Origin of the sequence: Methylobacterium ajmalii (genome assembly GCF_016613415.1) — a bacterium.
GTDB lineage: Bacteria > Pseudomonadota > Alphaproteobacteria > Rhizobiales > Beijerinckiaceae > Methylobacterium > Methylobacterium ajmalii.
On sequence record NZ_JACWCT010000078.1, the window covers coordinates 347 to 15,999 of the forward strand.

General features: G+C 70.8%; 12 protein-coding genes. 10 read left to right on the forward strand and 2 right to left on the reverse strand.

All coding sequences use genetic code 11. The annotated features are described in order from the left end of the window. The first annotated feature begins 34 nt into the window (after positions 1–34). The 10 genes from HPY23_RS14840 (at position 35) to HPY23_RS14885 (ending at position 11,131) form a co-directional block, all read left to right on the forward strand. Complete coding sequence (locus tag HPY23_RS14840; protein ID WP_200649639.1) at positions 35–1,579, forward strand: TolC family protein; 1,545 nt, start codon at positions 35–37, stop codon at positions 1,577–1,579. A 33-nt stretch (positions 1,580–1,612) separates the two neighbouring features. Beyond that, on the forward strand, positions 1,613–3,034 hold the full coding sequence (locus HPY23_RS14845) for a multicopper oxidase family protein (protein WP_091891621.1): 1,422 nt from the start codon (positions 1,613–1,615) through the stop codon (positions 3,032–3,034). A gap of 171 nt (positions 3,035–3,205) precedes the next feature. Beyond that, positions 3,206–3,490, forward strand: coding sequence for a copper-binding protein (locus HPY23_RS14850; protein ID WP_091891596.1), 285 nt, complete (start codon positions 3,206–3,208; stop codon positions 3,488–3,490). Between the two features lie 71 nt (positions 3,491–3,561). Then, positions 3,562–4,260 (forward strand): copper-binding protein, encoded by a 699-nt coding sequence (locus tag HPY23_RS14855; RefSeq protein ID WP_091891599.1) that lies wholly within the window; start codon positions 3,562–3,564, stop codon positions 4,258–4,260. A 105-nt stretch (positions 4,261–4,365) separates the two neighbouring features. Beyond that, on the forward strand, positions 4,366–5,004 hold the full coding sequence (locus tag HPY23_RS14860) for a c-type cytochrome (RefSeq protein WP_091891602.1): 639 nt from the start codon (positions 4,366–4,368) through the stop codon (positions 5,002–5,004). Between the two features lie 233 nt (positions 5,005–5,237). Then, on the forward strand, positions 5,238–5,618 hold the full coding sequence (locus HPY23_RS14865; RefSeq protein WP_060850403.1) for a hypothetical protein: 381 nt from the start codon (positions 5,238–5,240) through the stop codon (positions 5,616–5,618). Positions 5,619–5,821: 203 nt separating this feature from the next. Next, positions 5,822–7,117 (forward strand): RNA-guided endonuclease InsQ/TnpB family protein, encoded by a 1,296-nt coding sequence (locus HPY23_RS14870; RefSeq protein ID WP_091891604.1) that lies wholly within the window; start codon positions 5,822–5,824, stop codon positions 7,115–7,117. 251 nt (positions 7,118–7,368) lie between these two features. After that, positions 7,369–8,541, forward strand: a complete 1,173-nt coding sequence (locus HPY23_RS14875) for an SIR2 family protein (protein ID WP_236012695.1) — start codon at positions 7,369–7,371, stop codon at positions 8,539–8,541. Further along, complete coding sequence (locus HPY23_RS14880; RefSeq protein WP_091891606.1) at positions 8,541–9,071, forward strand: hypothetical protein; 531 nt, start codon at positions 8,541–8,543, stop codon at positions 9,069–9,071. The genes HPY23_RS14875 and HPY23_RS14880 overlap by 1 nt, the downstream gene beginning before the upstream one ends. Further along, positions 9,068–11,131, forward strand: a complete 2,064-nt coding sequence (locus HPY23_RS14885) for an ATP-binding protein (protein ID WP_091891609.1) — start codon at positions 9,068–9,070, stop codon at positions 11,129–11,131. The genes HPY23_RS14880 and HPY23_RS14885 overlap by 4 nt, the downstream gene beginning before the upstream one ends. A gap of 449 nt (positions 11,132–11,580) precedes the next feature. Here the strand turns inward: HPY23_RS14885 and HPY23_RS14890 are convergent, their stop codons facing one another. Together HPY23_RS14890 and HPY23_RS14895 are read right to left on the reverse strand one after the other, a co-directional pair. Next, positions 11,581–12,324, reverse strand: a complete 744-nt coding sequence (locus HPY23_RS14890; RefSeq protein WP_236012696.1) for a 3'-5' exonuclease family protein — start codon at positions 12,322–12,324, stop codon at positions 11,581–11,583. A gap of 205 nt (positions 12,325–12,529) precedes the next feature. Continuing rightward, the coding region (locus HPY23_RS14895; RefSeq protein ID WP_200649640.1) for a DEAD/DEAH box helicase at positions 12,530–15,653 on the reverse strand (3,124 nt) is incomplete at its 5' end.

Consider the following 15,653-nt stretch of genomic DNA (forward strand, 5'->3'; position numbering starts at 1 on the left):
CGCCCACGGACTCACCCCCAAAGGGAACCCACGGATGACCTCGCCTCAGTCTCGCGGGTCCGGTGCGTGCCGGGTCGCCGCAGCGTCGCCCGGCCGTCGCGCCCGGACCGCCGCCCTCCTGGTAACGGTCGGGGTGACGCTTGGCGGCTGCGTGGGCTTCTCGGCCGACGGTGGTCTTGGCCCGGCGCACGGCTACGCCGCCCTGGAGCTGCGGAAGGACATCGTGAAGGTGTCCGACGAGACAGCGGCAATCGGCGCCGCGGCCCGTGCGGAGCAATTGCTGCGGCGCCCGCTCACGCCCGACAGCGCGGTACAGGTCGCCCTCCTGAAGAACCGCGCCCTGCAGGCGTCCTTCAACGACCTCGGCGTGTCGGAAGCCGAGTTCGTCCAGGCGACGTTGCCGCCGGTCCCGCGGCTCTCCCTCAGCCGGACCGGGGGCGACTTCACCCTGGAGGTCGAGCGCTCGCTCACCGCGAGCCTCATCGAGCTCCTGACGCTGCCGGTCCGCATCCCCATCGCGCGGAACCGTTTCAGGGCGGAGCAGTACCGCGCGGTCGGGCAGGTCCTGCGCCTCGCCGGCGAGGCGCGGCGCCAGTTCTATCGCACGGTGTCGGCGAACCAGTCCGTCGCCTACCTGGAGCAGGCGCTCGCGAGCGCCGGCTCCGCCTCCACCCTGGCCAAGCAGCTCGGCGAGACGGGCGCGTTGAACAAGCTGGAGCAGGCGCGCGAGCACGCCTTCTACAGCGAGCTCGGGGCGCAGCTCGCCAAGGCGCGCGTCCTGCAGCGGGTCGAGCGCGAGAAGCTGATCCGCCTGCTCGGCCTGTGGGGGCGCGAGATCGACTTCAAGCTGCCGAACGGCTTGCCGTCGCTGCCCGGTCGGCTGGTGAGCGGCACCCAGATCGAGGCCGAGGCGATCAAGAAGCGCGCGGACATCCAGACGGCGCGCTTCGAACTCCAGTCGCTCGCGGGCCAGTACGGCCTCAACCAAGTCAGCGGCTTCATCAACGTGCTCGATATCGGCTACTCCGACCGTTACGAGCGCTCGAAGGCGTTCGAGCTGAACGAGCAGGGCGGCTTCAACGTCACGCGCGACAAGAGCTTCGGCCGCGGCTACACCGTCGACTTGGTCATCCCGATCTACGACTTCGGGACGACGGTGGTGCGCGGAGCGCGGGAGGCTTATCTCGGCGCCGCCCATCGCCTCGCGGAGAAGGCGGTCAACGCCCGTTCGGAGGTCCGCGAGGCCTACCAGCGCTACCGCGGCCAATACGACATCACCCGGCACTACCAGGGCAGCGTGCTGCCGCTGCGCAAGACGATCCAGGACCAGGCGTTGCTGCAGTACAGCGGCATGCTGATCGACGTCACCACGCTGATCATCGACGCCCGCTCGCGGATCCTGAGCAATATCCAGGCCATCGAGGCCCAACGCGACTTCTGGATCGCGGCGACCGACCTCAGGGCGGCCGTCATCGGCGGCGGCTTCACCGGCGAAGGCTTCGGGGGCGAGTCGGCCGGAGCCGAGGCGGTGGCCGGCGGCGGAGGCGAAACCCTCGCGGCCGCCACGCCCGGCGGCTGATGCCGCTCCCCCACGAGACCCATGGAGAAACCGATGACTGACATCTCGCGAAGGGGACTGCTGGGCGCCGGGGGGCTCGTCCTCGCAGGAACGTCCATGATCAGCGGCCGCACGCAGGCCGCCGGCCTGCCCGAGGCTCCCTCGATGGACAAGGCGACGACGCAGCCGCCGCTCGTGCCGACCACTGGGGTGGACTACCAGCCGGTGGTGACGCTCAACGGCTGGACGCTGCCCTGGCGCATGCGCGGGGACTGGAAGGAGTTCCATCTCGTGGCCGAGCCGGTCGTGCGCGAGATGGCCCCCGGGATGAAGGCGCATCTCTGGGGCTATAACGGGCAGTCTCCCGGGCCGACCATCGAGGCGGTAGAGGGCGACAAGGTGCGCATCTTCGTCACCAACAAGCTGCCGGAGGCGACCGCCGTCCACTGGCACGGCCAGACCCTGCCCAACGGGATGGACGGGGTGGCGGGCCTGAACCAGCCCGGCATTCCGCCGGGCAAGACGTTCGTCTACGAGTTCATCCTGAGGCGCTCGGGCACCTTCATGTACCACCCGCACTCGGACGAGATGGTCCAGATGGCGATGGGCATGATGGGCTTCTTCGTCGTGCATCCGCGCGATCCCGCCGAGCGGCGGGTCGACCGCGACTTCGTCTGGCTCCTGAACGCCTACGACATCGAGGCCGGGTCCTACGTGCCCAAGGTCAACACGATGCTCGACATGAACATGTGGTGCTTCAACAGCCGGGTCTGGCCGGGCATCGAACCCATGGTCGCGCGCCAGGGCGACAAGGTGCGGATGCGCTTCGGCAACCTGACCATGACCAACCACCCGATCCACGTCCACGGCGTCGACTTCAAGGTCACGGGCACCGACGGCGGCTGGATCCCGCCCGAGCGCCAGTGGTTCGAGGTCTCCGCGGACGTCGCGGTCGGCCAGATGCGGGCCATCGAGTTCAACGCCGACAACCTGGGGGACTGGGCGGTCCACTGCCACAAGTCGCACCACACCATGAACGCCATGGGCCACTCGGTGCGCACCTACATCGGCGTGAACCTGAAGAGCACGGCGAAGCGCATCCAGAGGATCGCGCCCGGCTACATGCCGATGGGCTCGACCGGCATGGGCTCCATGGCCGAGATGGAGATGCCGCTCCCCGAGAACACGCTGCCGATGATGACCGGCGCCGGCCCGTTCGGATCGGTCGAGATGGGCGGCATGTTCACCGTGCTGAAGGTCCGCCCCGACGTGGCGCCCGGCGACTACAGGGACCCCGGTTGGTACCAGCACCCGGAGGGCACGCTGGCCTACGAGTGGACGGGCGAGCCCCTACCCGAACCCAGCCGCGATCCGAACACCCCCCGGGGCAAGCGCGCCCGCGAGACGGACCTGCGCGTGGTCGACCCGCGCAAGCGCCGGACGGCCTCCAACTCGGGCGGTCACGGAAACCACTGACCCGGCGATGCCGGATGTCATCCGAGCTTCCGCCGGAACGGCGCCCCGATGCGGGCGCGGACCGGCGGACGAATTCGGGTGGACCTAGTCCGCCCGAAAGCCGCTGCGCGGGCACCATCGCCCCCTGAACAAGTGCCCGTGCAGCGGCACAGCGACCATCAGGAGAATACGATGAGGAAGGTACCTCCCTTCGCCCTTGCCGCGCTGCTGGCCCTGGCGAGTCCGGCCTGGGCGCAATCGGTCAAGGCCACGGTCACGAAGGTCGACGAGGCGTCCGGCAAGGTCACGCTGGACCACGAGCGCATCCCGAAGCTCGACATGGACGCCATGACCATGGCCTACAAGGTCAAGGACCCGGCGATGATCAAGGACCTGAAGTCCGGGGACAAGGTCGAGTTCGACGTCGACGAAGCCGGCGGCCAGTACACCGTCACCAAGATCCAAAAAGCCAAGTAGCGCCTCGAACGGGCCCGCCGCGCGGACACGCCCGATCCCGCGCGGCGGCCCCATGCCGCGGAGGAAGTCACATGCGACGTTTATCCCTGTTCGCTGCCGCCATGGCCGTGGCGCTCGCCGGCCCGGTATCGGGGGCGGCTTGGGCGCAACCTGCCAAGGGTGCCCCGGCCGCCCTGGAGCGCGTGCGCGAGGTCATGGCCGACCGCTTCAGGAACCTCAAGCTGACCGGCGACCCCGACCGGGACTTCGCCGAGCTCCTGATCGCGAGCTACGAGCAGTCCCTCTTCCTTGCCAAGGCGCAGCTCGACTACGGCGGCGACCGGCAGCTGCGCGAGACCGCGCAGAAGATCCAGGACGAGCAGCAGCAGAAGATCGACGCCCTTAAGGAATGGCAGGTCCGGAACCGACAGTCGGACTACCGGCCGCAGCCGAACCAGACGCCGTCCGGCCAGGGTCCGTTGGACCGCCAGGCCCAGGCGGGGGGCTCGGCCCAGCCCGCGTCGCCGTCGCCCGCTCCGGCGTCCCCCGCCAAGCCCGTCGCCAACACGCCTCTCGTGAGCGGGACCGTCCAGAAGGTCGACGAGGCCTCTGGCAAGGTCACGCTGGACCACGAGCGCATCCCGAACATCGACATGGACGCCATGACCATGGCCTACCGGGTCGCCGACCCCGCCATCCTGAAGGGGGTGAAGGCCGGTGACCGGGTCCGGTTCTCCGCCGACCGGGTGAACGGGCAGCTTGCCATCACGCGCATCCAGAAGGCGCGGTGAGAAGACCAATCCGACGAGAGCGCGCTCATCCCAGGTCGGCCGACGGCGCCCCCGCACCTGACGCGTGGGCGGCCTGGCTCGAAACCGGTCACTCAGGACACCTCCATGCGAACCGCCAAGATCGTCTTCCTCACGTTGCTCTCGGCCGGCATCCTGGCGACGGTCGCCGCCGCGGCCGTGGTCTACGCGGGCGTCTTCAACGTCGCCGCCACGGAGCCTCACTGGGCCCTGACCACGTGGGTGTTGGACACGGCACGGGTGCGCTCGATCCGAGCCCATGCGGCCGGCCTGCTGCCTCCGCCGGGCTACGACGAGCAGACCAGGTTGGTGCCGGCCGTCGGACACTTCGCCGAGCACTGCGCCACGTGCCATGGCGGACCGGGCGCCAAGCGCAGCGAGGTGGCCGAGGGCATGTATCCCGAACCGCCTAACCTCAAGGGTGCGGCGGGGCGCTACAGCCCGGGCGAGCTGTTCTGGATCCTGAAGAACGGGATCAAGATGAGCGGCATGCCGTCGATGGCGAGCGACGGGGACGAGATGCTCTGGTCGACGGTCGCGCTGCTGCGGAAGCTGCCGGACCTGTCCGACGACGACTACAACGACCTGTGGATGCAGGCGCAGGCAGCCGGCGACCACGGCAGCATGAATCATGGTACCGCCGGCATGGACGGCACGAAGCCGGCTGACCTACCCTCGACTGCGTCGCAGCCGGACGGGGGCCCAGGCCACAAGCACAGCCATTGAAGGCCGCGGCCCGCGACGCGGTCGCCGACAGGGCCTTCACACCGGCCCGGCGGCGCATTGGAGGCCCGTCCGTCGTCCCCCGAACCAAGCCGTCGCGGCATACGCGTCCAGACGGCATGGGCGGCAGGATCGGACGCTTGCCGTCAGCCGCTCCGACCCTGCGGCCTTCGGCGGCGAAGGTCGCGCGGAATGGCACGCGGCCAGATGAACACAAGACCGCACGGAGACTTGCAATGAAGACCCACGCGATACCGTTGATTCTCGCCCTCAGCCTCGCATCCGGTTCTGCCCTCGCCCATGGCGAGCCGCCCCAGGCCGTGCACGGCGGCCTCGTGCAGGAGGCCCAGGAGCTCTGGCTGGAACTCGTGGTGAAGGACACCGACGTGACGGTCTACATCCTGGACGAGATGCGCAAGCCCGTTCCGGCAGCGCAGGTCTCAGGCACCGCAACGGTGCTCGTCGGCGGCAAGAGCTACAAGGTCGCCCTCAGCCCGGCCGGGGCCAACAGCGTGCAGGGCAAGCTGCCCGTCGCGGCGACCGGCCAGGTCGTGGCCACGGTGTCGCTCAAGGTCGGCGGCAAGGCCGCCTCCGCGCGGTTCACGAACAAGGCTTGAGCGGCCGGGTTCACGAACCGGCGGCCGGGACGGTGACTGTCGGCGCCGCGGCTCGCTTGTCAGGCGGGCCAGTTCGCCGGCCGTCCCAGGAAGCCGCGGCCCGGCATGCCGCGAAGCCATGCCACGAAAGCGTCCACCCGGTCGGGTGCGAATTGGTTCCGGTGACCGTAGAAGCGCGGAAGGCCCCGTCCTTCAGGGCGGGGATGGATAGCGCCGGCCGCGACAGAAGCCTGCCCGGGCACCGATCCAATCCCCTTGCCTTCGTTCCGCATTCGTTCTATCCTCGGCCTGTGCTTCGCGTCCAGGCATACCGATTCGTCCTCCGGCCCGACGGCGCGCAGGAACGGCTCATGCGCCGCTCCTGCGGCGCGCGCCGCTACGTCTTCAACAGGGCCCTCGCCCTGCGGAAGAAAAGGTACGCCGCCGGCGGGAAGCACCTCTCCTACGCCAACCTCTGCAAGCACCTCACCGCCTGCAAGGCCGAACCCGACACTTCCTGGCTCAAGGAGGTGCACAGCCAGGTTCTGCAGCAGGCGCTCAAGGACCTCGACCGCGCCTACCGCAACTTCTTCGAGGGACGGGCCGAGTTCCCCAAGTTCAAGAGGAAGGGCAAGAACGACGCCTTCCGCCACCCGCAGAAGGTCGAGCTCGACCAGCCGAACGGGCGCATCCGCATGCCCAAGCTCGGCTGGATGCGCTGCCGCGCCTCCCGCGCCGTCGAGGGCGGGGTCGGGCAGGTCACCGTCTCGCTGAAGGCCGGCAAGTGGCACGTCTCGGTCCAGACCGAGCGCGAGGTCGAGCGGCCGGTCCACCCGTCGACGACGCTTGTCGGCATCGACGTCGGCGTGACGCGCTTCGCCACGCTGTCCGACGGCACCGTCATCGAGCCGGCGAACGCGTTCCACAAGGCCGAGGCGTCGCTCGCCAAGGCGCAGCGGGCGATGGCCCGCAAGATCAGGTTCAGCAGCAACTGGAGGAAGGCGAAGGCGAAGGTACAACGGGTCCAGGCACGCATCGCCCGCATCCGCTCCGACTTCCTGCACAAGGCCTCGACGACCGTCAGCAAGAACCACGCGGTGGTCTGCGTCGAGGACCTGGACGTGCGGGCGATGACGGCGAGCGCGGCCGGGACGGTCGAGGAGCCGGGCGTGAACGTCCGGCAGAAGGCGGAACTGAACAAGGCCATTCTGGACCAGGGCTGGGGCGAGTTCCGCCGGCAGGTCGGGTACAAGCAGGAGTGGCTCGGCGGCTGGTTGCTGCCGGTGCCGGCTCCGAACACGAGCCGGACGTGCCCCGAGTGCGGGCACGTGGCGGCGGGGAACCGCCCGAGCCAGGCCGTGTTCCGGTGCGTGGCGTGCGGCCATGCGGGGAATGCGGACGACGTGGCGTCGATCAACATCGCAAGGGCGGGGCACGCCCGGTTAGCCTGCGGAGATGCTTCGCCCGTTCGGGCGTCGGCCCAGGAACCCACCGAGGCGGGCCCGGCCCTGGCGGCCTGACACGCGGTAGGAATCCCCGTCCTTCAGGGCGGGGAGGATGTCAACTTGAGTGTGATCTCGGTCTATCGCCATCGCGAAGGTTTGCGCGGCAAAGGGGGGGCGGCTTGGACGCAGCGGTTCGTGCGCGATTGCTCGCCTCCATGGAGGCGGGGCGCCTCGTCATACTCTGCGGTGCCGGCCTGTCGATGGCGCCGCCGAGTTCACTACCGTCGGCATGGTCCGTGGCCGCCAGTTGCTACGACCGGTACGTTATGAGCATCGACCCCGCGTGCCCGCCGGAGTTGCGCGGCGACCTGGAAGCCTTGGCGGAGATCTTCGCGAGGGACGACACCCTCGGCTCGGTCTTCATCGAGGCCCTCGTTCCCTGGGAGAGCTTCGTCAGGCCGCCGAACGCCGGCCACGCGGCGGTGGCGGACTTCCTGATCACGCGCATGGCTGCCGGCGCCGTCTCGGCAAATTACGACAACCTGATCGAGCGTCGCGCGCAGGATTACGGGTTCGACCTCGCCGCCTCGCTCGACGGCGACGAGGCGACCGTGCGGGCCCGTAAGCACGCGCCCTTGCTCAAGTTCCATGGCTGCTCGGTGCGCGAGCGCCGCGCCACGGTCTGGACGGCCTCCCAGCTCACCGAGGACGGCGTGGTCGCCGCGCGCATCGCCAAGACCAAGACCTGGATGGCGGCGAACCTGCGCGAGAAGGACCTGCTCGTCGTCGGCTTCTGGTCGGACTGGTCCTACCTCAATGCCGTTCTCGCCGAGGCGATGACGGGCGTCGCGCCGCTGTCGGTGACCTTGGTCGACCTCGCGGGCGAGGACGTCCTGCAGGCCAAGGCCCCCGAACTCTGGACGTTGGCCAATTCGGGGAACGTCCGCTTCGCGCATGTCAGGCGCTCGGGGGCCGAGGTCCTGGACGAACTTCGCAGGGCGTTCTCCCAGGGTTACCTCCGCAAGGTGCTGCACGCCGGACGCGCCGCGTTGGAGAGGGAAACGGGAGCGGCGTGCGAGCCGACCTGGCTTGATCCGCCCGATCTGGGCAGCGAGGACCTCTACGGCCTTCGCCGGGACGCCGAGGGGGTGCCGGCCACCGCCGCCGCAACCTTGCGCAACCCCGGCCACTCCGAGGTCTTGGGCTACGCGCACCTGTTGCTGCGCCGCGCCGGCGCCGTCCAGACATCCATAGGCTATGATCTCGCGGGCCGTCGTGTCAGGGTCGTGAACGGTTCGGGCACGCTGCTCCAGACGACGCAGGACCGGTTCAGGGAAACGCCGTTCGACGTCGCCGACGTCGTGGTCTGCGCCGGAGCCATCGACGTCGGCCTGCCTGTGAACCTCGTGCGGGAGGGCCGTCCGGGCGACATCATCCGGCCGGGCGCATCAGCGGCATGGCTCGACCTTCCCGCCGCACGCCAGGAGCTCGGTGTGTGATGGACATCGCGACCCAATCCGAAGTGCTGCTCCGCTCGGCCGGCTACGAGACATGGACCTGGCCGGGCGGCAGCGTGCCGGTCGTCTGCTTCGAGAACGCCTCCGTCGCCGGGTTCCTGCACGTCTTCGGGAGCGGCGAGGGCCTGCTCGCCGACTGGCGGCAAGTCCAGCAGGCCACGCTCGGCCGACGTGCGGCCGCGCTGCGCTCCGCGGGCGCGAAGGCCTGGAACGTCTACGCCTTGTTCCTGGCCAGCGGTTCCGACCCCGTCCTCGCGCGGCAGATCGAGCGGATCGAGGAGGACTTCTCCATGACCCGCAAGATCGCGCGCGGCGACCTGCGCACGGCCGCCGACCTGCGCAGGACCCTGTTGCCCCTCCTGCCGGTCCTCAGCGCACCCACGATCGGCGGCGCCGACTACCAGGCGCGGTTGCGGGCGCGGTTGAGCGACGTTCCGGACGCCGCGGTGGCCGCCTTCCTGGGCGCCGCGAGCGCTTCCGACGTGGCGCGCATCCTGGTGGATGCGCCATGAGGCTCGATTACCTTGAACTGTGCGGCTTCCGGGGCTTCCGGGAGCGCCAACGCGTGGATTTCGGGCCCGGCTTCACCGTGATCTGCGGACGCAACGGCGTCGGGAAGAGCACGCTGTGCGACGCGGTCGAGTTCGCCCTCACGGGCCAGATCGACAAGTACCTCGTCGACAAGGCGGCGAAGGAAAGCCTCGACGACTATGTCTGGTGGCGCGGCGAAGGGCAGCCAGAGGCGCATTTCGTCACGGTGGGATTCCGTGCCGATGACGGGAGCACCTTTGCCGTGACGCGCTCGCGCGAGACCGGCGCCGACCGGGACGCGGCGCGCATCGAGGCGATGCTCTGCGTTCCGGGCGCGAAGCCGGAGCGGGCGCTGCAGCAGGTTTGCAGGACCTCTATCATCCGCGACGAATGGATCGCGGCGCTCAGCCTCGACCTGACGGAAACGCAGCGCTTCGAGCTCGTACGCGCGGCGCTGGGCGCCATCGAAGGTCCGGATTACGCCGCCAAGGCGCGAGAGGTCCTGTCCGCCGCCGAGGGCACGCACAATGCCGCCGCGCACGCCTACGAGGAGGCGCGCGCGCGCCTGACGGCGGCGTTGACCGACCTGGAGGAAACCCGGGACGTCGCCCTGAAGGCCGGCGACATCGCCGCGGCCCTGTCCAGCCTGGACGGGCTGACGGCGGCCGGCGGCCAGGACTTGGGGAGCCGGGTCTCGGCGGCGCGGCAGGCGCTGGCCGGCCGCCGGCTGGGCCTCGGCGAGATGGGCCGGGTCGCGGACGAGGTTCGCGCGGTGACCGCGTTGCGCGACACGGTCGCGGGCCCCGACTTTCGGGCGGGCCGGGACGCGGCGGCGGTGGCGGCGGCCGAGGCCGAGGCCGCGGTCCGGGAGGCCCGCCACGCGCTGGAGGCCGCCGAGGCGCGCCTTCGCCGGGAGCAGGAGACCGACGCGCTCGCCGCGTCGCTGGCCATCCTGGTCGACCATGGCAGCCGGGTCGGGCTTCATGACGACCGCTGCCCGCTCTGTCGCGCGCCGCAAGGCGCCTCCGAATTCGAGACAGGGCTCGCGGCTGCGCGCGAGCGGCTCGCCGCCCGGCACTCGGGGGTGCCGGAGGCGCGCGCCGAACTCGCGGCGGCCCGGACCCGGCACGAGGCCGCGGCCGAGATCCTGCGGGAGACCGAGGCAGCGGTCCTCCGGTTCGCGTCCGCCGAGGCCGAGCTGTCGGCCCGCGAAGAGGCGCTGTCGGCCGAGCTCGTGCGACGCTCGCTGGACGGGAAGCTCGCGCACGACGCCGGCGCCCTCGACGCGGCCGTGCAGGCCGAACGGAGTCGGTTGATCGACCTGGAGCGGAGCATCCTCACCTTGGAGGCCTCGCAAGCGGTGGAACGCGTGACGGATCTCGAAGCGCACGTCGAAGCGCTCCGGGTGGAGGCCGACGCCGCGGGGGACCGGCTCGCGCGGGTCCGGACGGCCGTGACCACCGCCCGGACGCTGGACCGTACCGTCCGCAGGACGAATGCCGAGATCATCGACGAGCGCCTCGCGGTCATCAGCCCGCTGCTGAACGAGCTGTACCAACGGCTACGCCCGCATTCCGAGTGGCGCACCATCGATTACGGCATCCGCGGCGACGTGAAGCGCTTCCTGAGCCTGAGGGTCGGCAACGGGCTGAACCCGCAATTCGTCTTCAGCAGCGGGCAGAGGCGCGCAGCCGGCCTGGCCTTCCTCCTCTCCGTGCACCTATCCCGACCGTGGTGCACCTGGCGGACGCTCATGCTCGACGACCCGGTTCAGCACATCGACGATTTCCGGGCCCTGAACCTTGTCGAGGTGCTCTCCGCCCTGCAGCGGTCGGGTCGGCAGATCGTCTGTGCCGTCGAGGACCCCTCGCTGGCCGAGTTGCTGTGCCGGCGCCTGATCAGCGAGCCCATGGCCCCCGGCCGGCGTCACGACCTGGATCTGGTTTCCGGGGGCGGGGCCTCGGTCACGCGCTCAACGGACATTGCACCGGCGATGGCGGGCGTGCTCGGGAGGACCAGGGACCTGAGTGCGGCTGGCTGAATCGGCGCGGGTGTCAGCCAGAGCGTCGCGGCCTATCTTGCCGGGGCGTGCTCGCCTCGGCCCAACGGCGTCGAGGACGTCCGGCGGGACAGGACGGCGTTTTCTATCCCTCCCCAGGGGGCTCGGCTCACGATGGTTGCCCCCGGTCCGACCAAGCCCGCGGCGCCGGCGAGCCCGTCCCGGCCGTGCGCGGGAGCGTCCGGGCCGGCCGACCTCAACCCGTGACGTCGGGCCAAGCCCGCGGCGGCCGGGAGATGAAGGCGGGCCGGGATTCGGTCGCCCGCCGCCATGCGTCCACGAAGACACCAGAGATGCGGGCGCGCCAAGCGTTCGGCTCCCAGGTACCGGATCAGGCCGTCCACGGCCGCGTCGTGGGCCTCCGGGCTAGTCTTTCCGGTGAGGTGCGCCCAGCGCAGGTACAGCACGAAGAGATTCAGGCAGTCGGTCTCTCAGTAGGCCCGCACGCGCCCGATCTCGCCGCGGGCGACCATGGCGGCGACCTGCGAGCCGTGCTCGCCCAGCTTCCCGGGCAGGGCCACGAGCCCGGCGGCCTCCTCCAGGGTCAGGCGCGCGCAGGCCCCGTACTTGGCCATCGCCTCCATCAAGTCCGCATGCCAGTCCACGTCGTAGCGGCGGCCGTAGCCGTCCCACTTGGTCCCCCTCCTGTACCAGGAGGGCACCGCGATACCGTGCATCAACGAGCGCAGCAGGAGCGTGGGGAGGTCGAAGCTGCGGCCGTTCCAGGTCACGACCCTGTAGCGGCCGGCCGCGAAGAACTTCCAGAAGGCCCGCAGCAGGCGCTCCTCGTCCCATCCCGGCTCGCCCCCGCTCCGGCACGACCGGATCTGGTATGCCTCGGTCCCGGTCGCCGCGTCGCGGGCGATGGCCGCCTCGACGAAGGAGACCGCGACCACCTTGTGCCAGGCCGCCTTCGGGAACCTGTCGGACGGCCAATCCGCCGGGACCTTCTCCTCGTCGGGCACCGTCTCGATATCGAGGACGAGCAACGCCTGGTGGAGGCCGACAGGCTCCGCGGCGCCGGCCCACGCCTCCGGCCAGGCCGGACGGTGTCTCCGCGGGGTCGCGGGGGCTTGGCCGTCGAGCGACGTCGCGCCCGCAGCGGGGCCGACCGTGCCGCCCGATGTTGGGGTGCCACGGCGCGCGGTCACGTTCGCGATGGACCTCAGGGACATGTTCGAGACCTCACAGGGTTCGCGCCGCGGCGCGGATGCTACTCCGAGGCATTGCCACCACATCTGAACGCACCCGGACTTAGGTGACCATATCCCGGGGCGGCTCCCCCCGCGCGCAGCCCGGCCTATGGGAAGGGGGACTGCGCCGTCGGGTCTGCGCCGCTCCCTCCGCGCCGCATCCCACCTCATGGCGGTGCCGGACCCCTCAACCACTTACGGCGAAGGGGCGGTCTCGGAGAGTTCCTTTACGGAATCGAGAAACCCGGCGACGTCGTCCGGATGGACGGCCAGCCCGCCTTCCCGGAAGCCGCTCGAAGCGCAACCCCTCCCGCCCGAGGAGCGACAGGGGCGAAGCGTCGGCGAGCAGCCCGTCCACTTCCTCGGCCACGAGGTCGAAGGCGTCCAACGCCCCCTCGACGGCCTCGCCCGCGCGCAGGTCCGCGAGGGGGACGTAGGGCCTCGGCACGGGGGGGCGCCGCTTCGGCCAGGTTCGCTTGCCGAACCATTCGAGCTCGCCCCGGTGAAGGCACCAGACGGCCTTCGTCGCCGTCCGGTACTCGAACCTCACGGCGCGTGCGCCGTCCAGCACCGGCCCGTCCTCGGTCGCCACCACCAGGGCCTGCCAGGACCGCCGGAAGGTCGGGTCCGTCGGATGCTTCCCGAAATGGCCGGCGGCGTCGGCCATCCCCTGCCATGCGTCGCCCTTGGGTCCGGCGGACCTGCGCCCGCCCGTCATGCGCCCGAGCGCGTCGACCTCCGAGACGTGCAGGCAAGGGACGGGCTTGCCGCCCAGTAGGCGGGCCTCCATCCGCAACACCACGCCATCCAGGACGGGGGGCTCCCCCGCCTCCAGGCATTCGAGGAGGCCGTCCCACACCTCGCGGAACCTCCCCCTATCCGGGTTCTGGTTCAGGAGGGCGGCGACCTTCTTCGCGCTCAGCCACTCGTCGGTCATGAGCCGGTCCCTGCCGCGCCCGATGGCGGCGGCGAGCGCGTCCATCTCGGACCGGTGCAGCCGGAAGGCGCCGACCTCCGTCCCCTTGGCCATCGCGCCGCGCCACTCCCGGCCCGCCGCCCTGCCGACGCCGGTCTCCTCGTAGGAGCGCCGGATCTCCATCCAGAGATCCTTAAGCGCCGGCGTGGCGTAGGGCGACGTCGAGATGGCGCGCCCCGCCTCGTTGATGGTGAGCCACTCCTCGGACGGCTCGATCAGGCCGGAGATGCCGGTGAGCTGCGCGAACCACGCGATCTCGGCCCTGTCCAGCGCGGGGACGGGGCTGCCGTTCGCCCCGCGGACGAACCCGAACCCAACCCGGCGCCCATCCCGGACGACCTGCCCGTCCCGCATGCAGTCCTCGACCATCCGGTCCCATTGCTCCCGGAACCGGGTCAGGCGCTTGCTGACGCCCAGCGCGCGCATCACCTCCCACACCGACGCCTGGTCGGCGCGCTTGGCGGGCAGCGTGGGACCCTGGACGCCCAGGTGCCGGCGGAACACCTCCAATCCCCGCTCGTGCACGTGGAGCTTGGGCTTGCCGCCGTCGCGCAGCAGCCGGATCAGGGGGCCGCCCTCGAACGCGCCGAGCGTGCCGGCCAGCGCCGCGTCCCAGACGGCCGTGAAGGCGGGATGGTAAGGGTTCAGGTTGCAGGAGAAGGCGGCCTCAGTGCGCGTCAGCCATCCGGCCCGGCGCTCGGCGCCGAAGTTGTCCGGCATGGTCCCGGCCGCCAGCGTCCGCCCGGATCGCCTGAAGACCTCGACGCCGACGCGTGGCACGTCGTCGACGTGGACGTAGAACGCGCGCTGGCGCTCGAACCTGTGGAAGCCCGCATGGACGGCGACGCCCGCGACCTCAGGGGTCAGGCCAGCCCGCGCCGCCTCCTCCAACTCGCCGAACAGGTCCTTGAGGTGGGGGTCGTCCGTCCGGATGCCGATGGCGCGGGCCACCTGGACGCGGTGCAGCATGCCTTCCAGGCGCCGCGGGCCCTCGCGCTCGGCGAGCAGGTAGTGGATGCCATCCAGGCTACCCATGACCGAGAAGGCGTCCGCCCACCGCTCCGCGTCGACGGGCGCGCGGGGCCCCGCCCCTCTGGCGCCCGACCGTCGGCCCTCCTCCAGGCGACCGATGGCCTCGTCCATCTCGGACGCCTCCTCCCGGTCCTCCTCCCCGCCCGCCTCCGTCGGCCGGTCCCGCACGATCTCGCGCGCGAGCGCCGCCGCGTCCTGGCGGGGCGTGTCGTAGACCCGGGCCACCGACAGGTCGCCGATGGCCTCGGCGTAGATGCGCTGCGTGTCGAGCGGCATCCCGTCGATGCAGACCATCGCCTCGACCACGGAGGACATCTGCCGCGGGTCGAATCGGTCGAGCGCGGGGTCGAGGCGCCTGGCGCGCCCGCAGCGCTGGACGTGCTTGACCAGGGACGAGGTCGCATCAAAGGCGACCACGCCGCGCGCCTGCGGCAGGTTCACCCCCTCCACGAGCACCTTGTCGTTGACCAGCGCCCGCAGGTGCCCGTCCCGCAGGTCTAGGAGGTTGGCCTTCAACGCCTCCAGGCCGTCGCTGCCCTTGACCCCGCGGGCCGGCATGCCCGCCGCCGTCATCGCGGCGGCGAGCCCCTCGGCCTGCCGGATGCCGTTGGCGTAGCCGAAGAAGGCCTTGTCGCGCAGGCGCAGGCCCGTGGTCGGCTCCTCGTAGGTGGCGAGGAAGCCGACCAGGGCTTCGTGTCCGGCCTTCCTGAGGATGGCGCGCCTGAGGGCGGGGTCGTCCGGCAGGGCGCCGACGACGTCGACGCGCAGGACGTAGTTGGCCACGGGGGAGATGATCCCCTCGCGCCGTAGGCGCTCGTCCGCGACCTTGATGACCTCGTTCTCCGAGCCGAGCAGCGCGTGGACGTTCTTGTTCGCGTCGAAGGCGGGCGTGGCGCTGAACGCCGTGACCACGGCGTGGTCGAGGAACCGGCGGATCAGGTCCTGCCGCAGGTCCGAGAGCCCGCGGTGGGCCTCGTCCATGACGACCGCCCCGACGTCGCCGGGGAGCAGCCTGCCGTCGCAGAGCATGTTGACGAAGAGATCGTAGCTCATCACCGTCACGTTGCGCGGCCGGTCGTCCGGCGCGAGGAGCCCGGACACCTGCAGGGCCGGGAAGCGCTCGCGGAACGTCTCGACTGTCTGCCGGATGAGGTGGCGCGAGGGCTCCAGCACGATGGTCGGGACCGCCAGGCGCGCGCCGCCCGCGTCGAGGCCGGTCGCCTCCACCAGCCTGACGATGATCTCGGTCTTGCCACCCGCGGTGTGATTAGGCGTGGAATAAGGACCCCGTTTCCGGGGTGAT